This is a genomic window from Campylobacter sp. CFSAN093227 (assembly GCF_012897855.1).
GTDB lineage: Bacteria > Campylobacterota > Campylobacteria > Campylobacterales > Campylobacteraceae > Campylobacter_D > Campylobacter_D jejuni.
The window spans coordinates 66,031-86,590 of the sequence record NZ_CP040610.1; the positions used below are offsets into that span (position 1 = coordinate 66,031).

Below are 20,560 nucleotides of genomic sequence, written 5' to 3' on the forward strand. Positions count from 1 at the left end.
AAATTCTTATAAAAACAATGGATTGATTGCAAATTTATATATTGAATCTTAACAACTCAAGGCTTTTTAAGTATATTATGATATAATTTTTAAGCCTTTTCTTAGACCTGTGCAATGCTATTTTTAAGCACCGCTTCAGGGTGGGAACACAGCAGAGCACTTGATTTTAGTGTGTGCCGCAGTTATCTGGGGAAGGGTTTTATTCATTTTAAAATTCCCATTTTTCAATTAGGCTAGCTTTTTTATAAATTAAAAATTTATTTAAAAATTATAATTTTAAGATTTATTAAAATATTAGTTAACTAGAATTTAAGCATTGTAAATTACATTACCAATATCAAAGGATAAACAATGGATAGAAAGAAAATTCCCTTGTTGGTGCTGTGTATTTTAATTGCAACTGTGTTTTGGCCTATACCTACTCCTTGTAGGTTTGGAAGATAATTCTTGGCATTTTCTTGAGTTTTTTATTGCCGTGATTATGGCAGTGATTTTACAAGTAATGCCTTTTATAGCTATTGCCATAGTAGCTCTTAGTGGTATTACCACTACCCAATTGAAAATCTAAGTAAAATTTACACCAAAGCTACTTCGAAAACTTCTGCGCAACAACTTATTGATGAGACTAAAATTTCCTTTAAATACTTCAGCACTTGATTTTTTATATCAAAAGAGCATAAGATGAAAAGGTAAATACTGCTATATCAAATTTAAAATCTAAAACGGGTATAAAAGATGCTTTAAGTGGTTTTTCAAATTCTCTTATTTGGCTTATAGTGATTTCTATTATTGTGGCTCGTGGAGTTATTAAAACAGGACTTGGAGAGCATTTGGCTTATCATTTTATCAGTATTCTTGGTAAAAAAACTTAGGTATTGCTTATTCTATAGCTTTTTGTGAAACTATTTTAGCTCCAGTTGCTCCTTCAAATACTGCAAGAGCAGGGGCTATCATAAATCCTATAGTTCAAGTTATTGCAAGAAGTTTTAAATCCACTCCTGAAGATGGAACACAAAATAAAATAGGCACTTATCTTTCTTTGGTAAATTATCAAGAGCCAATCCTATTTCATCAGCTATGTTTATTACAGCTACAGCTCCAAATCCTTTGGTGGTTGATCTTATAGCACAAGCTACAAATTTAGAAGTGCATTTAACTTGGGGGTAATAGGCTTTAGGGATGTTTTTACCTGGTATAGCTGCTATGCTTTTGATGCCTTTGATGCTTTATTTTCTCTCTCCGCTAGAAATTAAATCCACGCCTAATGCTTCTACTTTTGCTAAAGATAAATTAAAAGAACTTGTAAAAATGAAAAATAGTGAAAAAATCATGCTCAGTGTTTTTGTCTCGCTTTTACTTTTATGGGCTGGAGCTTTGGGCTTGTTTTTTTGGAATTTCTCTTGATGCGACTAGTGTGGCTTTGCTTGGGTTGTCTTTGGTGTTGATTAGTGGAGTTTTAACTTTTGGGGAAGTTTTGGCTGAAAAAGCTGCTTGGAATACTTTAGTATGGTTTTCAGCTCTTGTAATGATGGCAACTTTACTTGGCAAACTTGGTGTTACACAGTTTTTAGCTGAAGCTTAAGGTGAATTTGCTTCTGCTATGGGACTTGGGGAAATTTCTATTATGATATTTTTAAGCCTTGCTTTTTTTATATACACACTATTTCTTTGCTTCTACTACAGCTCATATATCAGCAATGTTTTTTGTTTTTTATAGTGCAGCTTGCCTTAGGAGCACCACCACTTTTTTATGCTTTTATTATGATAGCTTCAGGTAATGTTATGATGGCATTAACTCACTATGCAATAGGAACAGCTCCTGTTATTTTTGGAACAGGCTGTGTAACTCTTAAAAAATGGTGGAGTATAGGTTTTGTGATTTCCATAGTTGATATAGTAGTGATGATAGCTGTTGAGCTTTTTTGGTGGAAAATTTTAGGATTTTATTAATAATTTCTAGGAATTAATTCCTAGAAATTATTCTATAAAACCGCTTGCTATGACTTTATCATGATCATAAAAGACTGCCATTTGTCCGCTAGCAAGTCCATAAACAGGATCTTTTAGAGTGATTTTTGCGCTTTTATCTTCATAAATTTCTACCTTACAAGGTGTAGATTTTGAACGATAGCGGATTTTTACTTCGCAAACAAGCTCTTTAGCGTCTATAAAAAGATTGATATTTTTTAGGTTAAATTCACTGATTTTAAGTTCTTCTTTGGTTCCTACGATGATTTGGTTTTGCTTAGGATTGATTTTTAAAACAAAATGTGGTTCATGTGCCCCACGCACTTCAAAGCCCCTTCTTTTGCCTATGGTATAGTGCATATAGCCCTCATGTTTGCCTACCACTTTTCCGCTACTATCTAATACTTCTCCAGGAATTTTTGTATCCATAAACTGATCTAAAACTTGCACATAAGTATCTTCAACAAAGCAAATTTCAGAACTTTCCTTTTGGGTGGCAAAAGATTTTAAAACCTCTATAGTGGAAGCAAATTTTTTCACATCTTCTTTTTTCATTTCGCCTAGCGGAAAAATAAGATATTTTAAAGCTTCTTTATCTGCGCTAGCTAAAAAATAGCTTTGATCCTTGCTTTCATCTACTGCGGTTTTTATTAAGTTGTTTTCAAGTCTTGCATAATGCCCTGTGGCAAGTTTTTCACAACCTAAACTTTTAGCAAATTCTAAAAGTTTTCCAAGTTTGATAAAACGGTTACATAAAGCGCAAGGATTTGGTGTTTTACCCTCTTTATAAGTATCCACAAAAGGCATGTAAACTTTGTTTTTAAAATCTTCTTGTAAGTCTAAAATATGATAAGGAATTTGCAAAAAGTTTGCAACTTTTTCTACTTTTTTGATATTTTCTTCGTGATAATTTGGTTTGCCATGAAGTTTCATATAACAACCTATAACTTCATGACCTAAATTTTTAAGTTTGTAAGCAGTGACTGTACTATCAACTCCACCGCTCATAGCGACTAGAATTTTCATTAAATTTCCTTTAAAGTATTAATTATAAAATCCAAGTCGTCAGTGATTTTATACTTTAACTCATCTCCTTTAGAAATCACTTCAAGTTTGAGTAAAGAATTTCTGACGAACTCATCAAAACCTCGCCAAAATTCACTCCCAAACAAAATAATAGGAACATCTTTTTTAAATTCTAATTGTTTTAATGTAAGAATTTCACACAATTCATCAAGTGTTCCAAAGCCGCCTGGGAAGATCACAAAAGCTAGACTCTTTTCAATAAGAGCCATTTTGCGTATGGCTAAGCTCTCAAAAGTAATATTATATTCTACAAAATCATTAAGTTTTTGCTCGTGAGGTAAAAATATATTAAACCCTACAGAACTCATTGAATTTGTATTATTTTTTTGTGAAAAAGCACCTTCGTTGGCTGCACGCATAATACCACCACCTCCACCACTTATCACACAAAAACCATTTTGAACACATTTTTGTGCCAAAATTTTAGCCTGCTGATAATAAAAATTATCTTCTTTAAGCCTTGCTGAACCAAAAAAAGTTACGGCATTTTTTAGGTTTGGTATGTTAGCAAATTTTTCTAAATCTTGGCTTATTTTTTCATTCATTTTTCAACCTTTAGTTAAAATAAATTCCATTCTAGCTAAAAATTTATAATAAGTTCTTTATTATATAAGTTTTAATAGAATTTAAAGACTTTTAAATCCTTAAGCTTTAATATCTATACTTTTTTGTGCAGTATTTTGAGAAATAATTTTGTTAAATTCTCCTGTGTTATCATCACTAAATTTCATACCAAAAAGAAGTTCTAACTCATCGCTTGTGCCAAATTTATTTTCCAGTAGCTTTTTTAAAAGCTCATTCATTTTATTATCATCTTTATAGGTTTCGCTTGAACTTTGCGCTTGTATAGGTTTAAATGGCTTTTTTTTGTCTTCTTCTGAAGTTTCTTTGTTATTTGTATTTTTTGTAGGATTGTTTAAATTTTCTTTTTGTTCTAGTATTTTTTGTTTAAAATCATCAATGCTCATATCTGAATTTAATAAATCAAAAAGCTTAAAAATATCTCCTTTAAAATTCATACTATTTTCACTTATGAATTTGTTTAAATTATCAATTTCACTTTGACTCATAGTTTTATCAAATCCTTGCATTTTGCCTAAAATACTTGTTTGTCCTTCGATAAAATAGTTTTTTGCTTGAAATCCAGTAAAGAAAGTCATAAAAATACCACTTTTTGTTATAGTTTTATCATTATTACTATAAGGAGTAGGATCTATTAAAGAATATTTAAAAATATCACTTTTATCATCAAGTGAGAAAAAAGTCATTATTTTTATATTATGGGAAGTCGGAGAGTAATTTTGATAATTAGACATAAAATCTTTATACTCTTTATCATTTAAATTATATTTTTTATTTATCTCCAAAGTATTTTGATTAAATTCGAAACCTTGTGGTATTTTTACTAAGTCTTCTTTTGTAAAATTGATTTTATTGTTTAACTCATCATTTAAAAGTTGTGAAAATACTTTATAAGCATTTCCTATACTTTTTGCTATATCAATATTAATATAACTTGATAATAGACTTTTTGTTTGAATATTAACAAAATTTTCTATATCTTTAGCATAAATCTTATAATCTTTTGGTAAGCCTGCAGCTTCGTTAAAATCGCTTGTAAAAAAGCCATCTTTATCTACGCCATATCCTAGCATTTTACTTACTGCCCTAGATTTATCGCTTACAAGGCTTGAGTTATCATTTGCAACATTAGATGATTTTATATTTGAAGTATTATTACTAAAAGTATTTGTGTAATTGTAGCTTGAATAAGAATTTATACCATTAATCATTTTTACCTTCCTGTAAGTAAAGTTTTATTTATAAGATAAATCGGCAAAAATGATTTTTTCATAAGTTTTTTATCTTCTAGCTCTAGCAGTCCAGCCACCAAGATTACTTTCAAATTGAGTTTTATATTTCATAGTTAATTCTTTAATAACCTGATTATTATTTAAAATCTCACTCGAATTAACTCTATGCAACCCCGTTTGTCTATCAAGTAGTGCAACACCATAGTTAAAAAGAACATAAGGTTTTCCCGAGCTTGATATTGCGATATTTCTTTTTACTGTATAACCTAAAAATGTATTTGAAAAAGTGTTATCGCCAGTTACGGTATAAATGGCTACCAACTGTTTATATGTTGTTGTATTATCTGGAATAGCTAATGCTATATATTCAGAATTTCCAAGTTTGCTTGTAAGAACTTGATATCCACCCTTAACTTGTTTCATCTCATCTAAATTAAGAGCCTTAACTCCTTGAGAATTATCACTTAAAGCACCATTACTAACCTTAGCTAAAAAATCCCCAGCAAAAGCAGAACTTGTAAATAAAGAACCCAAAATTAAACAATTTACTAATTTTTTTAACATATAATTCTCCTTTTCTTAACTATTTTACTCTTTATTTGAATAATATCATAAATTATATATTAAAATCAAATTTTTTTATTTGGAACATTCATTGCTTTAAAAAAATTTTTTAAAATATTTAGAAAGGTAACAATGAAAAAGATTTATTTAACATTTATGGTTTTAGTCAGTTGTGTTTTTGCTAGTGATGAACTAAATATAGACAGTTTGTTTAAAAAGCAAATAGGTTTAAGAAGTATTACAAGCTTTTCTTTACTTAGCACAGGAAATGCAAACTCGTATTCTCTTTATCCTAATATAACAATAGGCGGAGATCCTACAATTTGGAATGATACAAAGCAAGTGTTTTTAACTCAAACTTTCATTTATACCATAACACCTAAGTTTGACATACTTATTTCAGGGGGCGGAAGTTATGCAAGACAAGAATATACAAACTTTTTTACAAATGAGTATTCTAGTAAAAACAGAATAGGTTTTGATAGTTTATGACTAGGTTTTATTTATACAGGCGATAGCATTGCAGATTTAATTCCACAAATTACCTTTCAAGCTGCAGTCGTTCAAAGAGAAAAAGCAGTCAATCAAACCAAAACTTTTACCTAAAATCACAAAGCTTACAAGCTAGTCTAAGGGGATATAGCGATCCTGTTGTATATAGCATTTATACCGGCTTTGGTTATAACCAATCAAGAAAATTTAAAACCCTTAAAATAGAGTATGGAAATAGTATTTATGTGGGTGGGGATTTATCTATTATTCTAAGTCCTAAAATTACTTTAGATTTAGGAGCAGAGCAAAGATTTCAAACCGAGCAAAAAATTAATGGTTATCAAAATTCTGAAGTGCGTTCTATTCCAACTTTAAGTTTAGGTTCTACTTATAGCATTAATTCAGATACCGCAGTTTCTGTTAATGCTAGTTTTGGAGGAAGCTCTGCTTCTCCTGATAGCATATTTGGGATAAGCTTATGGAAAAAATTCTAAAAATTTTATTATTTTTACCCATTCTTACTTTGAGTGCAAAAGCGGAATGGGTAGTTAAATCCTATCAAGAAATTAAAAACGAAAGAGTAATAAGGCAAACTTACGAGCAATCTTGTGGGGCTTCATCTTTGGCAACTTTACTCAATATACTTGATGATAAAAAGTTTGATGAACTTGAACTTTTAAAGATTATGAGTGGACAGGAACTTTATACGGATATGGTAAGCTTTGCAGATTTAAGCGATGCAGTTAAAAAACTAGGCTATGAAAGCAATTCATATCAAATCAATAGAGAAAACTTGGATAAACTTGTAAATATTCCAATGCTTGTAAAAATTGAAGATGATCCACGCTTTCCACATTTTGTTATAATTATCAATCATAAAGGTAATTATTTACAAGTGCTTGATCCAAGTCATGGAGAATATATAAGTTCTAAAAGTCAATTTTTTAGTATTTGGGATAGATATAATAAAGGTGGTTATGCTTTAATTGTTGCTCCTAAAAAAGAGCTAAAACCTTTTAAGTTAAATACTCCAAAATCTTTACATTTTGATTTCAGCCCTTTTAGTTTGTTTTAGTTTTAATTCGTTTATATTTATTATTCTTAATTTGTAGGCTAAAACTTTTTATCTTAGTTGTTCTAATCTTTCTTTTTTAGAACCAATTTCTGTAATTTGAACGCCGAAGTTACCATCGACAATTACTACCTCGCCATAAGCAATTCTTTTATCCCCAATTAAAATTTCAAGCGGATCGTTTGCAAGTTGATTAAGCTCCACAACTGAACCTATATCCATAGTTAAAACATCTTTTAAAAGCATTTTTTTATTGCCTATACGCACACGAACAGGCAAACGCACATCCATGATAAGATTGATATTTTTAAGCTCTTCGCTAAGCATTATCGCTTTTTCTTCAGTATTGTGATTAGAATCAGTGCTTGTATTTCCTGTTTCAGCAGGTTTCCCGCTTAGGATGTTATGGAGTGTTTGATCCATGGCTAAAGAAACTTGTTCTTCTAAATCGCCTATTTTTACATCATATAAAAATAATTTTTTAAAATCTTTAAAATCTACGCTTTCAGGCACAAATTCACAAGATTCTATGCTAAAATCCATTTTTGGAATGTCTTTTTGGGCTCCTAAGGTTGTAGAAAATGCTGAAATGATATTTTGGATGGCTTCTTTAGCTGCATCCATTTCATCAGGACCTAGTTTATCGTTTTTGGTGATCTCTTCTTCACCCATCATCCATTCACCAATAGCACTCATTAAAACAGCACCAGCTAAAATTCCTATTTTTCCACCATTTGCTATATTAAATATAGCATACACTAAAGGTGCTTTTAAAGTATCGCTTGTATTGACATCAAATTCTTTATATTCGCTAAATTCAGCACTTTTTCCTGTTAAACCTTCAATGGTGCTGATGCATTCATTTGTAAACATTTTTAAAAAATCATTGATCATATTTCTTCATCCTCCTCTTCAGGCTCATCATAAACACTGGCTTTAGCTTTACGCTCTTCTTCGTATTTTTCCAAAATTTCTTTGATTTCATCTTTATCTGTGCGTATAAGTTCTAAAATTTTAATAGATTTTCTAAAACGATGCAATCCAATTTGTGCTAAGAAAACATCTTTTTTATCGATACTTACTATAGCTTTATCGTCTGCTTCTCTATCAAGCCTTAAAATATCGCCTTGTTTAAGTTCTAAAAATTCATGAACATTAATTAAGGTTTTTCCTAAAATTGCCTCATATACCACTTCAGCACGACCGATTAAAGTTTTAAGCTCTTTGTTACGTGATTTTTTGGCTGAGGTTTCACCCATCATAATATCACGGTTTGCTAAACGGCTTAATATACTTTCTAAATGTACTACAGGATAGCAGATATTTACCATTCCGCTTGAATTTCCTATGATGATTTCCATTACTACCATGATAACAATCTCATTTTGAGATACGATTTGCACAACATTTGGACTTGATTCTTTAGCTTCTATACTAGGATAAATTTCAGTTACGGTAGCCCAGCTTTCTTTAAGTCTTTGCATAATGATACGCAAAATAGAATCAAGTAAATTAAGCTCAATATCCGTAAGCTCACGCGAAGCTTCATAGCTATCGCCTTGACCACCTAAAAGCCTGTCTATCATAGGAAAAGCTATGCTTGGATTGATTTCTAAAACACAGTTTCCATCTAAAGGTTTGATAGAAAAAACATTAAAACTTGTTGGGCTTGGCAAAGACATTAAAAACTCTCCATAAGTCATCTGATCGACTGAATGAAGTTTAGTTTCAACAATACTTCTCATCATCGATGAAATTTGAGAGGCTAAATTTCTTGCTAATTTATCATGTATGCCTTTGATTGTCCTAAGTTGTTCTTTTGAAACTCTGTTGGGACGCTTAAAATCATATACAACGATATTTCTTTCATCTTTTTCATCTTTTGAATTTGAGGCTATGGGTGTGTCGGTGTTATCATCGACAACTTCAAGTAGAGCATCAATTTCTTCTTGGGAGAGTATCTCAGCCATTACACTAGCCTTTCTCTAAGTTTTTTAAGAAGTTTTTTGTGAATTTGTGAAATTCTGCTTTCACTGATTTGTAAAATTTCACTGATTTCTTTTAGGCTTAATTCTTCATAATAATAAAGCTGAATAATTAACTGATCGCGCTCTTTAAGATCATCTAGCACTTCGTGAATTTTTTCTAAAAGTTCTTCTTTTTCAATTTTTTCTAAAGTATTGTCTTCATTATAAAGTTCGATTTGCTCATCAATGGGCAGGGTATAGCTAATAGCATGAGCTGTTCTTACTTCTTTGATTTTTTCTACATCTAAATCAAGTTTTTTGGCTAGATACTCATCATCAGGTTCGCATTCATGTTCTAAAAAATATTCATCCATGATTGCATCAATATCTTTAATAATTTTACGATTATTTCGACTCATTACATCAAGACTTCTAAGATAATCAAGCATAGAGCCATTAACTCTTTTTCTTGCAAAACCCCAGAAGTTATCATTTTGTTCTTTATCGTAACGGCGTGAAAGCTTTATCATTTCTTCAACGCCTATGCTAATAAGATCATTAACATCTATACTTGAAGGCAAGCGTTCTTTTAGTCTAAAAGCCATAGCACGCAGAGCTGGCATGTAAGAAAGCACAAGCTCATCTTGCTCTTTCTTTAGCATTTGTGCATAAGCTTTAGGCGGCTCTTTTAGCATTTCTTCGTCTTTCTTTGAATTCATTTTTCTTTAGCTCTTCTCTTTCTTCATTGAGCTTTTCTAAAATTATATCCATTTTCTTTTCACGAATAACTAAATCGTTGATAATATTATTGCTAGTTTTTTCATAATCGTGTTTATTAAAGATTCTGCCACTAATTTTCTTTACATCTATAAAATTCATAATAGCAATATGAACAAAAACATAAAACATAAAAGTAATAAAACAAGTAAAAATCAGTATATCAAAGGCTTCATCTATACTAATAATGCTAAATGCAAGTCCTATAAAAAATCCACAAACAGTGAAAAATGCTACGTAATTTTCTGGCCTCATAATCTCTTCTCTTTATTGCTAAAATCTTTCAATAATTTTTCTAAAAAAACTTGAAAAACTACGATTTGAAACATTATCAAGCACTTTCCGTTCCAATCTATATAAAAGCTTGGAAGCTAGGGCTTTAATCTCATCACTTGAGGCTGTGTTTTCATCGCTAAATAAAGTTCTTTTTTTAATACTACCACTTACATCTTTAGAAGCGCTTAAATGACCTAAGAATTCTAAATTTAAAGGATTTTTAATGTTTGCATCTGCAACTTTTTTAATATTTTCAAAAACTTTTAAAGCTTCATTTTCATTTTTTACAACATTAAAGAGCATTAGTAAATTTTCTTTTGTCTTAGAAGTTGTTTTTATGGTTGCATACGCATCAGTGATTGCTGCAGGATCAGGAACAGTTACTACTATAACTTCATCAGCCATTTCTAAAAAATTTAAAATATTTCCACCAATACCCGCGCCTGTGTCGATAATAAGAAAATCAAGTTCATCTAAAATACTTGCTTGATTTAAAAATCTCTCGTAAATATTTTTATCATTATATTTTAAAATCTCATCTCCACTTTCGCCTGGGATGAGCCATAAATTTGGCTTAACTTCTATTAAAATGTCTTCCAAGGAGCATTCTCCGCGTAAAACATGCAAGAGATTTTTTTGTATGCGTACATTTAAAATGACATCCAAATTTGCCAAGCCAATATCAGCATCAAAAAGCCCAACTTTATAGCCATTATTTGCTAAAACATTGGCTAGATTCGCGCTAATCGTACTTTTTCCAACGCCACCTTTTCCACTTGTAATAGCTATAAAATGAGTGTTTTGGGATTTTTTGGTTCCATTTTGACTCATGAGATTGCGAAGTTTATTTGCTTGGTTATTCATTATTTTTTCCTTTGTTAAACCCTTCTAAAATACAATGAACTAGAAAATCACTATTGGCTACTTCTAAATCATCTGGCACTTCTTGTCCTATAGAGAAAAAGCTTAGAGGAATATTTGTTTCATAAACAAGAGAGAAGATATTTCCAAAAACCTTTGTTTCATCAAACTTAGTAATAATCAAAGTATCAATATTTAAAAATGAAAAATTTTTATAAATTTCCATTAAATCTTCATGTTTGGTGTTTGCAGAAACCACTAAATTTACATCAATTTCTGCATTTGAGTGCATTAAAAATTCTTTAGTTTTAGCAAGTTTGCTTTGATCGTATTGTGAATTTCCTATAGTATCAACTAAAATTACTTCGCAATTATTTAAGCTTTTTATCGCTTCATCTAAATCCTTTGGTTCTATGCTATCAATAATAGGAAGTTTCATCATTTTTGCATACTGAAAAAGTTGCTCAACTGCACCGATTCTATAAGTATCAAGCGTAATAATACCTGTTTTATAACGCTTATCTCCATAAGCATAGCGAAAAGCTAACTTAGCTAAGGTTGTTGTTTTTCCGACTCCTGTTGGGCCTACTAGCATCATGATTTTTTGTTTTTTTATATCGCTTTCAACACGACAAGGCAAGATATTTCTTAAAAGTGAGTGAAAATATCTTTGAACCGCATCTTTGTTGGTTTTCATAGCAGCTGGCATATTTTCTATAGTTGCTTTCATAATCGCTTCTAGATGATTTTCAAGCATTCCACTTTCTTTGGCTTGTTTATAAATACTTGCAAATTCAGGAGGTATCATAAGATTTTTTCTAGCTTCAGCTTTATCGTCCCACATCATATCTGCAAGAAGATCTATTTTATCATTAAGCTTGTTGATTTGTTTTTCAAATTGCTTTTCAAAATTTTCTATTTTTTTATTATAATTTGGATTAGGGGTGTAATTTTCTAAAGGTGTGTTTGTGACTTTAGAAATTTCATTGCTAACTTCACTTAGTTTTTCTTTGAAATCATCAAAGCCTAGAGTCTTATTTTGATGAGGGTTGATTTTGTTTTGCGGAAAATCTTGATAGGTTTTTTTAGTTAAGTCATTGTTTTTTACAGTGTTTAAATTTGTATTTAAGCGAGTGTTTGAGAAATCCAAGACTACATCTTCATCTTCTTGAGGGATTTGAGATCTAATTTTTTCTTCTGCAAGAGAGGTAGAAGATGGTTTTGGCGAGCTTTTTTTTGCAGGTAAAGATTTTCCTTGTTTTTTTAAGTGTTCTTCATAGTCGCTTTCTTCTATGGCTACCATAACCTCATAAAGCGCACTGCGATTTAAGGTTTTAGGACGAATTTGTTTATTTGTTATAATTAAAGCTTTATCTCCGTAATCTTCTTTTACTTTGGGTATAATTTGTTCTGTATCTTCAACAGTAAAAGTATGTATAAGTTGTCCCATTTATATTCCTTATATCATGCCTAAAGGCAAAATTACACTCACTCTTTCTTTAACCCCTTTATGAGGCACCTCACACCACTTATCACGCTTGACTTTTTGTGAAAAGTATAAAAGATCTAAATCAAGCGTTCTAGGAGCGTTTTTGAAAGTTCTCTTGCGTTTAAATTTTACTTCATAATAAAGTAAAACTTTCAAAAGTGCTCGTGCATGCAAATTAGTTTGTATCAACATAACAGCATTGGTAAAATCTTTTTGCTCTTTAAAACCAAAGGCTTCATTTATCAACATAGGAGATGTGGATAAAATTTTAAATCTTTTATCATCCATCATTACTCGAAAAAGCATATCAAATCTTTTTTTTTCGGGCTCTATATTGCTTCCTAAGCCTATAAGAGCTAAATATTTAAAAGATCGTATATTTTGACTAAAAAAAGGAAAAAAACGACTTTTTTCAAAGTGTTTTACTCCTTGAATTTTTAGCATTATTATTTATTCGTTTGTTGTGCTTGTTGCATCGCGCGCAAATTTTTTATTTGTTCACAAATTTGAATTATACCCATTAAAGCCAAGTGATAGCCAAAAGGACCAAAACCAACAATAGTTCCAGAACATACAGGTGCTATAAGACTTTTTTGACGAAATTCTTCTCTACGATAAACATTGCTAATATGTACTTCAATTGTAGGCAAAGCTACTGCTGCAATAGCATCGCGAATAGCTACTGAAGTATGAGTATAACCTGCTGCATTGATAATAATTCCATCAACTGTTCCAAGGCATTCTTGAATTTTATCTACGATTTCACCTTCAAAATTACTTTGGAAAAAGTCAAGTTCTACATTATTTTGCGATGCTGCAAGTTTCATTTGCTCGTGAATTTCTTCCATTTTCATAGCACCATAAATTCCCACTTCTCTTACGCCAAGCATATTAACATTTGGGCCTTGGATAATCATTATTTTCATGGATTTAACCTTAAAAATTTATTTTTAACCTTTTATTATAACATTTTAAAAATAAATTTTTGCTACAATGTAATTTTTGAAAGGAAAATCGTGTTTATAGTTGCTGCAAGATATCTTTTTTTATGCGATGAAGATTTTACAATACTAGAAAATCAAGCCTTTGTTTTTGAAGATAAAATTTTAGAATTGGGTGAATTGGATAATTTAAAAAAAAAATATCCTAAGGCTAAAATCATCAAAACACCTAAAAATTCGGTTATTTTACCTGCTTTTATAAATCCTCACACACACTTAGAATTTAGTGCAAATTCAACAACTTTACATTTTGGAGAATTTTTAATTTGGCTTAAAAGTGTTATAAATTCTCGTTCCATATTAAATGCACAGGCCAAAGAAGAATTAATACTTCAAAGCATTAAAAAAATGCAAAAAAGTGGTATAGGCACTATAGGTGAAATTTCAAGTTTTGGGAGTGATTTAGATCCTTGCTTAAAGGCTAGTCACAAGGGTATGCGTATAGTATTTTTTAATGAAATTTTGGGTACAAATGAAAATCAAGTTGAAGATAAAAAACAAGAATTTTTAAAAAGATTTGAAAATTCTTTGAAATTTAAAAATGATTTTTTTATCCCGGCAATTTCGATTCATTCTCCTTATTCAACTCATCCTAGTTTGGCTCATTTTGCTCTTGATTTAGCTAAAAAGCAAAATTTACTAGCTAGTACGCATTTTTTAGAAAGTAAGGCTGAAAATATCTGGCTTAGAGAGTCTAAAGGGGGTTTTAAAAAATGGCTTGAAAATTTCACACTTCATCCTAAGCCTCTTTATACACCAAAGGATTTTGTTAAACTTTTTAAAGGAGTAAGGACTCTTTTTACGCATTGTGTTTATCTAAAAGAATATGAATGGTTAGATAAAAATTTACATTCTATTACACATTGTGCATTTTCAAATCGCCTTTTAAGTCAAAAAAGCTTAGATTTAAAAACGGCTTTAAAAAGTGGATTAAATATCCATTTAGGAACCGATGGACTTAGCTCAAATATTTCATTGTCTTTACTTGATGAAATGCGCGCGAATTTGCTTATACATAAGAATTTTGATTTATTAGAGTTAGCCTCTAAGCTTTTGCAAATGGTAACACTTTATCCTGCAAGGGCTTTAAATTTAAATTTAGGAGAGCTTAAAAAAGGTAAAATTGCTGATTTTAACGTATTTGAGCTAGGAGAATGTGATAAAAAGCAAGCTCCTTTGCAGTTTATTTTAAATGCTAAGGAAGTGGATAAATTATTTATAAAAGGAAAAGAATGCAAATTTTAAAATCATTTTTTAAGGCTTTAGGATGCGGTATAAAATTTATCAATACTTATTTTAAAACCTTTGTTTTATTGTTGATTGTTATATGGATTTTAATACCTAGTGCAAATTCAAGCTCTAATCTTGCAAATTTAGAACGCATTGATTTAAAGGGTGAAATTTTTGACAGCTCTGCGGTTTTGGAAAAAATTATCAATGCTAAAAATGATAGCAATATCAAAGGAGTGCTTTTTGTTATAGACTCTCCTGGTGGAGCTTTTGCTCCTAGCATGGAACTAGCTCTAGCTATAAAGGATTTAAAAATTAAAAAGCCTGTGCTTGTTTATGCAAGCGGAACTATGGCAAGTGGAAGTTATTTAGCAGGAGTTGGAGCAAATAAAATTTTAGCCAATCCGGCAAGTTTTATAGGCTCTATCGGTGTGATTATGCAAGGAGCTGATTTAAGCGGATTGGCTAATAAACTCGGTATTAAAGAACAAACTATTCAAGCGGGTGAATTTAAAAGTGCTGGAACTTTTGCAAGAGCTTGGAATGAGAATGAAAGAAATTTTTTACAGGGTTTAATTGATCAAAGTTATGATCTTTTTACAGGTTTTGTTGCCAAGGAAAGAGCATTAGATCTTAATAAAAAAGATCAATGGGCAAATGCAAGAGTGTTTTTAGCTGCCAAGGCTAAGGAGCTTGGTCTTATAGATGAGCTTGGTAATTATGAAAATGCTAAAAAGGAGCTTGAAAAACTTGCTAATGTTTCAAATCCTGTTTGGAAAGAAGAAGATAAGATTGATAAATTTCTTAACCGCCTAGAAGGACAAACATCAAGCTTGATAAGTAAAAGCTTAATCGAAATCGCTTATAAAACTAATAGCAGTTTTATAAACGCTAGATAAAATATATAAATATTTTTATTTAATTTTTGTAATATTTTTATGCAATAATTATTTATATCTTAGATAAGGAGTAAAATAATGAAAAAAAATATTGTTTTTTTCGAAGTTAAAGGTGGGAGTGATAAAGGTGAAGATGGCTATAGAAAAGATACCATGCCTATGGTAAATGCCTTAAAAGCTAAGGGTTGGAATGCTGAGGTGATTTTTTTTGAAGTGGGTAAAAAAGATGAAATTTACAAATATGTGAAAGAAAATTTTGATGGTTATGTTTCTCGCATCAATCCTGGCAATCTTAAAGAAGAAAATGAGTATTTTGATATGTTAAGAAAACTTTATGCCGATAAGCTTGTAGGCATGCCTCATCCTGATGCTATGATAGGTTATGGCGCTAAAGATGCACTTACAAAATTAGCAGATACTGATCTTGTTCCAAGCGATACTTATGCTTACTATGATATTAAGACTTTTAAAGAAAATTTTCCAAAAAGTTTGGCTAAAGGTGAAAGGGTTTTAAAACAAAATCGTGGCTCTACAGGAGAGGGAATTTGGCGTGTGAGTGTAGAGGGTAATGTTAGTGGAGATAGTTTGCCTTTAAACACAAAAATCAAATGTACAGAAGCTAAGGATAATCATGTAGAACATAGAGAGCTTGGGGAATTTATGGATTTTTGCGAGCAATATATCATAGGTGATAATGGTATGCTTGTGGATATGACTTTTTTACCGCGCATTAAAGAAGGTGAAATCAGACTTTTAATGCTTTATAACACCCCTGTAAATGTAGTGCATAAAAAACCAGCCGAAGATGCTGATGCTTTTTCTGCTACGCTTTTTAGTGGGGCAAAATATCGCTATGATAAGCCAGAAGATTGGAAAACTTTGGTGGATATGTTTTTAGGCGAGCTTCCTAAGGTAAGGGAAAAATTAGGCAATTACGACTTACCATTGATTTGGACGGCTGATTTTATTTTAGATACTGATGAAAAGGGCAATGATAAATATGTTTTAGGCGAGATTAATTGTTCTTGTGTAGGTTTTACTTCTCATTTAGAACTTGCTGATGAAGTAGCTTCAAATATTATTAATATTGTAAGTAAAACTAAGGCTTAGTCTTTAAGTTTAATGTCCATTTTATTATTGCAAAATGGACATTCTTTTTCTATTGTTTTTAAGTTTGAGCTATATTCTATCGGGAAAAAATTTTCACAAAATGAGCATTTTGTATCTTTGGTTAGTATAGGATAGGAATAGTCAAATTTATCCAAAATAAAATATTTTATTTTTTTTATCCATTAAATTTCCTTCTTTGTCTAACTTATACTTTATTTATTATTTTAACGCATAAATAGTTAATTAGAAATTTTCTGAATATTTTTTATAAAACTGTATGGCTTCTTTACATTTTTTACATTTAAATTTTACACCCTTAAGTTGAATTTTTTGATGAATTCCAAAAGGTACATCATGCATTTGTCCTACGCATTCACATGTGTAAAGATAAACTGCATTTTCATCATCTTTTTCTTCTTTAACTTCTTCAAAGCTTACTTCTCCATCATCTTCAGAAGCCAAAGAAGATCTTCTGTATTGTTCAACCTTCATATCTTCATAAAGTATATGTTCTAAAAGCCATTTTTTAGAAACTGTGTAAAGCTTCTCTTTTAAATCATTAGTGGTTTTTATGTTTTGTATAAGATAAGACATATCACGAATGATATTTTATGCATGATTTTGTGTTCATTTAAATAAGGATAATGAATTTCTTGCATATAATCTTCTTCATTACTAAAATGTTCTTTCATATAGTTAAAAAGTTCTGTTAAAATTTCTTTGAGTTCTTCTCGTTTTACAAATTTATAAACAGCACTTTCAACCTTGCTTGCAAGTTCACAAAGTTTTTGGTGTTGAATGTCAATCATTGTGTCATGAATACTGTATTTTCATTCCAAGTTGGAATTAGTTTATCTAAAAGCACCTTCTTTAATTTTTGTATTTAAAAATTAATTTAATATATTTGAGTGAAATATTACATAATATTTTATTAAAATATTATTAATTAGAAATTATTTATTTTATTTATATTTGTATAATATAAAAAATATATATAATTAATATTAAAAATTAAGACTTACTGATTCTAGTATAGAATCAGTAAATAATAATATGTGCAATTTGTGGCCCATGAACACCAAAAACAGTGATAAGTTCTATATCTGCTGTTCTTGAAGGCCCTGCTATAAATAAGATATTAGTAGGTAAAATTTCATTTTCTTTTTTTACTAAATTTAAAGCTTCGCTAAGACTTTTAACAACATTTTCTTTTTTAAGCAATACTATGCAAAGTTTAGGTGCAAGGCTTAGCATTCTAGGTTGGGTTTTACTTGAAGGTATAAGTGCAACTCCGTGAGAGCTTACCCCTGCTCTTGCGTGAATGATGGAAAAATCACTATGAAAAACTTCAGATCTTAAATTTTCGATTTCTTTATCAAAGCAAATCTTTTTTTCTGCTTTGATTTGTTCTAAATTTAAATTTAAATCCGCTCCATAAATCATACTTTTAAAGCCATATTTTGCGACAATTTCATTGATTTTTTCTTCTAAGGTATCTTTTGTAGCATTTTCAACGATGTATTTGTTATCGCTCATTTTTTGCTTCATTTCTGTAAGCATATCTTGGGTTGTCTGGATATGTTCTACAGGATCTATACTTTCAATGCGTGTGAAAGTTGTTTCTTTGTAAGCTTTTTTAAGATGTTCTAAAATATTTGCTTTGCTTTTGCTTGAAATTTCATCGATTTTACTCATAGCTTACTCCTTCTAGTTTTTGCACTTCTTTATAAAGATCCATTTTAATTTGAGGTAATTCTTTAAAAGCGTACCATTTTTTAATCACAGGCAAAATGCTTGCGAAATTTTGTACCGTCCAGTTGAAATAATGTGCTTTTGAAAGTGAAAAACGCCATTTATCGCCATTGGTTGCGATATTTTTAAATTGTTTAAAAGCAAAGGCTTCTAGGGCATTGTGATGAACATTATTTGCTCCTAAAGGTGGATTTTTACCTTGTCCTATTTTATCACATCTTAATTTGCGAATAAGATCAGCCAAAGGAATTTGGACTGGACAAACTTCAGAACAACGCCCACAAAGTGAACAGAAATTCAAAATATCTCCTGTATGATCTATACCAAAAATATTAGGACTGATTACTTCTCCTATAGGTCCTGGATAAGTGGTTTGATAAGCATGTCCGCCGATTTGATCATAAACAGGGCAAAAATTCATACAAGCCCCGCATCGAATACAACGCAAAGCCTCATAATAATCCTCATGAGCTAACATTTTAGAGCGATTGTGATCAAATAAAATCACATGTACTTCTTTAGGACCATCTAAATCTCCATTTTTTCTAGGACCTGTAATGATATTGTTATAAGTTGGTATAAATTGTCCTGTGGCTGAAGGAGTAAGTAAAGAAACCATAGTAGCCGCATCTTCAAAGCTTTCCATGATTTTTTCTATACCACAAAGTGCGATATGAATATCAGGTGCTGTAGTGCACATTCTACCATTTCCTTCATTTTCTATAAGCCAAAAAGCTCCTTCTCTTGACATGGCAAAATTGACCCCACTAAGTCCAAGTTTTAAGCCTTCAAAATCTTTTCTTAAATGTTCTCTAGCCACCGCATTTAAACTTTCGGGTTCATCGTTTTCTAAATTTGCTCCTAATTTTTCTTTGAAAATTTCTCCGATTTCATGGCGGTTTCTATGTATGGCAGGTACAACTATGTGTAAAGGGGGTTCTTCATTAAGCTGTAAAATAAGCTCTCCAAGATCGGTTTCTATAGCTTTTAAACCTTTTTTTTCTAGGTAGTGATTTAGGCCTATTTCTTCACTTGCCATAGACTTGCCTTTTAAAAGCTTGGTGATATTTTTTTCTTTCATGATTTCATAGACGATTTCACAGGCATCTTCATCACTACTTGCCCAATGCACCTTAATGCCATTTTTTGTAGCATTTTTTTCAAATTCTAAAAGTCTTTCTTCTAAGCTCATTAAGGCATTATTTTTAGCTTGCTTAGCTTTAGCTCTTAAGCCCTGCCAGTCTTTAAATCTAGCATCAATAACATTGAGTCTATTTTTTTGCAAAGTATGCATGGCAGTCATTAAATTTTCTTGCATTTGTTTGTCATTGAGTTTAATTTGAACGATTTGTTCGTGAGGAATTTTTTGACTCATAGTCTCCCTCCTTCTAAGCGTTTAAGTAAAAAGTCATATAAATGTATGCCTTTTATATCCAAACCCATTCTTTTCATTGTGCCATCTATATTTAAAAGACAACCTCCATCACCACTGATGAGATATTTTGCACCGCTATTTTGTATATCTTTGATTTTGCTTCTTACCATAGCATTTGAAATTTCAGGCTCTTTTACTGAAAAGGTTCCTCCAAAACCACAGCATTCTTCTTCGTATTGAAGTTCTACTAATTCTACGTTTTTTAGTTTTTTGATAAGATTTTTACTCGCTTGTATGCTTTTTTGCACTCTTAAAGCATGGCAATTAGAATGCCAAGTTACTTTTATAGGTGCACCTTTATCTTCATAATCTACTTTTAAAACTTCATCAAGGTATTGTGAAAGTTCTATCACTCTAGAGCTAAAAGTTTTTATTTTGGAAAATTCAGGTCTGTTTTTAAAAAGCTCTTTATAGTCATGACTCATCATACCCGCACAAGAACCACTGGGTACAACGATGGGATAATCTTTATCAAATAAATCTACATTATATAAAGCGATCTCACGACTTTCATCGAAATAACCTGAGTTAAAAGAAGGTTGGGCGCAACAGGTTTGATTTTTTTTGAAAATCACTTCAATACCCTCACGCCTTAAAAGTTTTATCGCATTTAAAACGCTTTGTTGCATAGCAGTACTTCCTAAGCATGTGGCGTAAAAATACACTTTTTTCATCATTTTTCTCCTTTTAGGATAATTTAGGATAAATATTCTAATCCTGTAAAAATAAAAGCAAAGTAAAATTTCTAACAAATATTCTAAAAACGA

Annotated in this window: 23 protein-coding genes, 1 other RNA gene and 3 pseudogenes; 11 read left to right on the top strand and 16 right to left on the bottom strand. The window is 30.8% G+C overall.

The window, feature by feature from the left end:
* Positions 1–98 precede the first annotated feature (98 nt).
* The 6 genes and pseudogenes from ffs (at position 99) to FBF06_RS09950 (ending at position 1,950) form a co-directional block, all read left to right on the top strand.
* An RNA gene (gene ffs, locus FBF06_RS00250) (signal recognition particle sRNA small type) lies at positions 99–196 on the top strand.
* 237 nt (positions 197–433) lie between these two features.
* Positions 434–568 carry a hypothetical protein gene (locus FBF06_RS09555; protein ID WP_032591666.1) on the top strand — a complete coding sequence of 45 codons (135 nt, stop codon included), beginning with the start codon at positions 434–436 and terminating at the stop codon, positions 566–568.
* A gap of 160 nt (positions 569–728) precedes the next feature.
* Positions 729–1,126: pseudogene (locus FBF06_RS09935) on the top strand (SLC13 family permease).
* Between the two features lie 53 nt (positions 1,127–1,179).
* Positions 1,180–1,404, top strand: coding sequence for an anion permease (locus FBF06_RS09940; protein ID WP_002864358.1), 225 nt, complete (start codon positions 1,180–1,182; stop codon positions 1,402–1,404).
* Entirely contained in the window at positions 1,343–1,582 is a 240-nt protein-coding gene (locus FBF06_RS09945; RefSeq protein ID WP_167557091.1) for an anion permease, read from the top strand. The genes FBF06_RS09940 and FBF06_RS09945 overlap by 62 nt, the downstream gene beginning before the upstream one ends.
* A gap of 122 nt (positions 1,583–1,704) precedes the next feature.
* The gene (locus FBF06_RS09950; protein WP_002908818.1) at positions 1,705–1,950 is read left to right on the top strand and encodes an anion permease; all 246 of its coding nucleotides are present in this window, start codon (positions 1,705–1,707) and stop codon (positions 1,948–1,950) included.
* Positions 1,951–1,977: 27 nt separating this feature from the next.
* Here the strand turns inward: FBF06_RS09950 and mnmA are convergent, their stop codons facing one another.
* The 4 genes from mnmA to FBF06_RS00295 form a co-directional block, all read right to left on the bottom strand.
* A complete protein-coding gene (gene mnmA, locus FBF06_RS00280) occupies positions 1,978–2,994 on the bottom strand; it encodes a tRNA 2-thiouridine(34) synthase MnmA (protein WP_002889096.1) in 1,017 nt (338 codons plus the stop codon).
* Complete coding sequence (locus tag FBF06_RS00285) at positions 2,994–3,599, bottom strand: TIGR00730 family Rossman fold protein (protein WP_002851677.1); 606 nt, start codon at positions 3,597–3,599, stop codon at positions 2,994–2,996. Before FBF06_RS00285 ends, mnmA begins: the two co-directional genes overlap by 1 nt.
* Before the next feature lie 99 nt (positions 3,600–3,698).
* Positions 3,699–4,847: a hypothetical protein gene (locus FBF06_RS00290; RefSeq protein WP_002859749.1), complete on the bottom strand. Its 1,149-nt coding sequence runs from the start codon at positions 4,845–4,847 to the stop codon at positions 3,699–3,701.
* A 69-nt stretch (positions 4,848–4,916) separates the two neighbouring features.
* On the bottom strand, positions 4,917–5,432 hold the full coding sequence (locus tag FBF06_RS00295) for a hypothetical protein (RefSeq protein WP_002870295.1): 516 nt from the start codon (positions 5,430–5,432) through the stop codon (positions 4,917–4,919).
* 132 nt (positions 5,433–5,564) lie between these two features.
* Between FBF06_RS00295 and FBF06_RS09565 the strand changes: the two are divergent.
* A pseudogene (locus FBF06_RS09565) lies at positions 5,565–6,418 on the top strand (hypothetical protein).
* Positions 6,403–6,999, top strand: coding sequence for a C39 family peptidase (locus tag FBF06_RS00310; protein WP_002867895.1), 597 nt, complete (start codon positions 6,403–6,405; stop codon positions 6,997–6,999). The pseudogene FBF06_RS09565 and the gene FBF06_RS00310 overlap by 16 nt, the downstream one beginning before the upstream one ends.
* A gap of 48 nt (positions 7,000–7,047) precedes the next feature.
* On the opposite strand, the gene fliY is transcribed toward FBF06_RS00310, so the two are convergent.
* The 8 genes from fliY to aroQ are packed head-to-tail and all read right to left on the bottom strand — an operon-like array spanning position 7,048 to position 13,292.
* Positions 7,048–7,890 (bottom strand): flagellar motor switch protein FliY, encoded by an 843-nt coding sequence (gene fliY, locus FBF06_RS00315; protein WP_002858804.1) that lies wholly within the window; start codon positions 7,888–7,890, stop codon positions 7,048–7,050.
* Positions 7,887–8,966: a flagellar motor switch protein FliM gene (gene fliM, locus FBF06_RS00320; RefSeq protein ID WP_002851710.1), complete on the bottom strand. Its 1,080-nt coding sequence runs from the start codon at positions 8,964–8,966 to the stop codon at positions 7,887–7,889. The genes fliY and fliM overlap by 4 nt, the downstream gene beginning before the upstream one ends.
* Positions 8,966–9,658 carry an RNA polymerase sigma factor FliA gene (locus FBF06_RS00325; RefSeq protein ID WP_002851943.1) on the bottom strand — a complete coding sequence of 231 codons (693 nt, stop codon included), beginning with the start codon at positions 9,656–9,658 and terminating at the stop codon, positions 8,966–8,968. Before FBF06_RS00325 ends, fliM begins: the two co-directional genes overlap by 1 nt.
* Positions 9,639–9,995, bottom strand: coding sequence for a membrane protein (locus tag FBF06_RS00330; protein WP_002851727.1), 357 nt, complete (start codon positions 9,993–9,995; stop codon positions 9,639–9,641). Before FBF06_RS00330 ends, FBF06_RS00325 begins: the two co-directional genes overlap by 20 nt.
* 18 nt (positions 9,996–10,013) lie before the next feature.
* On the bottom strand, positions 10,014–10,880 hold the full coding sequence (gene flhG / locus FBF06_RS00335; protein ID WP_002851985.1) for a flagella biosynthesis ATPase FlhG: 867 nt from the start codon (positions 10,878–10,880) through the stop codon (positions 10,014–10,016).
* Positions 10,873–12,327, bottom strand: a complete 1,455-nt coding sequence (gene flhF, locus FBF06_RS00340; RefSeq protein ID WP_002868362.1) for a flagellar biosynthesis protein FlhF — start codon at positions 12,325–12,327, stop codon at positions 10,873–10,875. The genes flhG and flhF overlap by 8 nt, the downstream gene beginning before the upstream one ends.
* A gap of 9 nt (positions 12,328–12,336) precedes the next feature.
* Complete coding sequence (folK, locus tag FBF06_RS00345; RefSeq protein ID WP_002859755.1) at positions 12,337–12,810, bottom strand: 2-amino-4-hydroxy-6-hydroxymethyldihydropteridine diphosphokinase; 474 nt, start codon at positions 12,808–12,810, stop codon at positions 12,337–12,339.
* 2 nt (positions 12,811–12,812) lie between these two features.
* Positions 12,813–13,292, bottom strand: coding sequence for a type II 3-dehydroquinate dehydratase (gene aroQ, locus FBF06_RS00350; protein ID WP_002852001.1), 480 nt, complete (start codon positions 13,290–13,292; stop codon positions 12,813–12,815).
* 90 nt (positions 13,293–13,382) lie between these two features.
* On the opposite strand from aroQ, the gene FBF06_RS00355 reads away from it, so the two are divergent.
* The 3 genes from FBF06_RS00355 to FBF06_RS00365 all read left to right on the top strand — a co-directional run bounded on the left by FBF06_RS00355 (position 13,383) and on the right by FBF06_RS00365 (position 16,606).
* On the top strand, positions 13,383–14,612 hold the full coding sequence (locus tag FBF06_RS00355; RefSeq protein ID WP_002851913.1) for a metal-dependent hydrolase: 1,230 nt from the start codon (positions 13,383–13,385) through the stop codon (positions 14,610–14,612).
* Positions 14,600–15,496: a signal peptide peptidase SppA gene (sppA, locus tag FBF06_RS00360; RefSeq protein ID WP_002868363.1), complete on the top strand. Its 897-nt coding sequence runs from the start codon at positions 14,600–14,602 to the stop codon at positions 15,494–15,496. The genes FBF06_RS00355 and sppA overlap by 13 nt, the downstream gene beginning before the upstream one ends.
* Positions 15,497–15,574: 78 nt before the next feature.
* The gene (locus FBF06_RS00365; RefSeq protein WP_002860570.1) at positions 15,575–16,606 is read left to right on the top strand and encodes a Cj0069 family protein; all 1,032 of its coding nucleotides are present in this window, start codon (positions 15,575–15,577) and stop codon (positions 16,604–16,606) included.
* Between the two features lie 243 nt (positions 16,607–16,849).
* Here the strand turns inward: FBF06_RS00365 and FBF06_RS09635 are convergent.
* The 4 genes and pseudogenes from FBF06_RS09635 to FBF06_RS00390 all read right to left on the bottom strand — a co-directional run bounded on the left by FBF06_RS09635 (position 16,850) and on the right by FBF06_RS00390 (position 20,470).
* Positions 16,850–17,471 (bottom strand): annotated as a pseudogene (locus FBF06_RS09635) (bacteriohemerythrin).
* Between the two features lie 173 nt (positions 17,472–17,644).
* On the bottom strand, positions 17,645–18,301 hold the full coding sequence (locus FBF06_RS00380; protein WP_002857772.1) for a lactate utilization protein C: 657 nt from the start codon (positions 18,299–18,301) through the stop codon (positions 17,645–17,647).
* The gene (locus tag FBF06_RS00385) at positions 18,294–19,733 is read right to left on the bottom strand and encodes a LutB/LldF family L-lactate oxidation iron-sulfur protein (protein ID WP_002851925.1); all 1,440 of its coding nucleotides are present in this window, start codon (positions 19,731–19,733) and stop codon (positions 18,294–18,296) included. Before FBF06_RS00385 ends, FBF06_RS00380 begins: the two co-directional genes overlap by 8 nt.
* Complete coding sequence (locus tag FBF06_RS00390; RefSeq protein WP_168977488.1) at positions 19,730–20,470, bottom strand: (Fe-S)-binding protein; 741 nt, start codon at positions 20,468–20,470, stop codon at positions 19,730–19,732. Before FBF06_RS00390 ends, FBF06_RS00385 begins: the two co-directional genes overlap by 4 nt.
* Positions 20,471–20,560 lie beyond the last annotated feature (90 nt).

Bases quoted from the DNA above. Each gene is read 5' to 3' on its own strand.
- folK (WP_002859755.1), bottom strand. From the start codon at position 12,810: ATGCTAAAAATTCAAGGAGTAAAACACTTTGAAAAAAGTCGTTTTTTT.
- FBF06_RS00390 (WP_168977488.1), bottom strand. From the start codon at position 20,470: ATGATGAAAAAAGTGTATTTTTACGCCACATGCTTAGGAAGTACTGCT.
- fliM (WP_002851710.1), bottom strand. From the start codon at position 8,966: ATGGCTGAGATACTCTCCCAAGAAGAAATTGATGCTCTACTTGAAGTT.
- FBF06_RS00325 (WP_002851943.1), bottom strand. From the start codon at position 9,658: ATGCTAAAAGAGCCGCCTAAAGCTTATGCACAAATGCTAAAGAAAGAG.
- mnmA (WP_002889096.1), bottom strand. From the start codon at position 2,994: ATGAAAATTCTAGTCGCTATGAGCGGTGGAGTTGATAGTACAGTCACT.
- FBF06_RS00330 (WP_002851727.1), bottom strand. From the start codon at position 9,995: ATGAGGCCAGAAAATTACGTAGCATTTTTCACTGTTTGTGGATTTTTT.
- FBF06_RS00365 (WP_002860570.1), top strand. From the start codon at position 15,575: ATGAAAAAAAATATTGTTTTTTTCGAAGTTAAAGGTGGGAGTGATAAA.
- FBF06_RS00290 (WP_002859749.1), bottom strand. From the start codon at position 4,847: ATGATTAATGGTATAAATTCTTATTCAAGCTACAATTACACAAATACT.
- FBF06_RS00310 (WP_002867895.1), top strand. From the start codon at position 6,403: ATGGAAAAAATTCTAAAAATTTTATTATTTTTACCCATTCTTACTTTG.
- flhG (WP_002851985.1), bottom strand. From the start codon at position 10,880: ATGAATAACCAAGCAAATAAACTTCGCAATCTCATGAGTCAAAATGGA.
- FBF06_RS00380 (WP_002857772.1), bottom strand. From the start codon at position 18,301: ATGAGTAAAATCGATGAAATTTCAAGCAAAAGCAAAGCAAATATTTTA.
- FBF06_RS00295 (WP_002870295.1), bottom strand. From the start codon at position 5,432: ATGTTAAAAAAATTAGTAAATTGTTTAATTTTGGGTTCTTTATTTACA.
- flhF (WP_002868362.1), bottom strand. From the start codon at position 12,327: ATGGGACAACTTATACATACTTTTACTGTTGAAGATACAGAACAAATT.
- FBF06_RS00385 (WP_002851925.1), bottom strand. From the start codon at position 19,733: ATGAGTCAAAAAATTCCTCACGAACAAATCGTTCAAATTAAACTCAAT.
- FBF06_RS00285 (WP_002851677.1), bottom strand. From the start codon at position 3,599: ATGAATGAAAAAATAAGCCAAGATTTAGAAAAATTTGCTAACATACCA.
- aroQ (WP_002852001.1), bottom strand. From the start codon at position 13,292: ATGAAAATAATGATTATCCAAGGCCCAAATGTTAATATGCTTGGCGTA.
- FBF06_RS09940 (WP_002864358.1), top strand. From the start codon at position 1,180: ATGTTTTTACCTGGTATAGCTGCTATGCTTTTGATGCCTTTGATGCTT.
- sppA (WP_002868363.1), top strand. From the start codon at position 14,600: ATGCAAATTTTAAAATCATTTTTTAAGGCTTTAGGATGCGGTATAAAA.
- fliY (WP_002858804.1), bottom strand. From the start codon at position 7,890: ATGATCAATGATTTTTTAAAAATGTTTACAAATGAATGCATCAGCACC.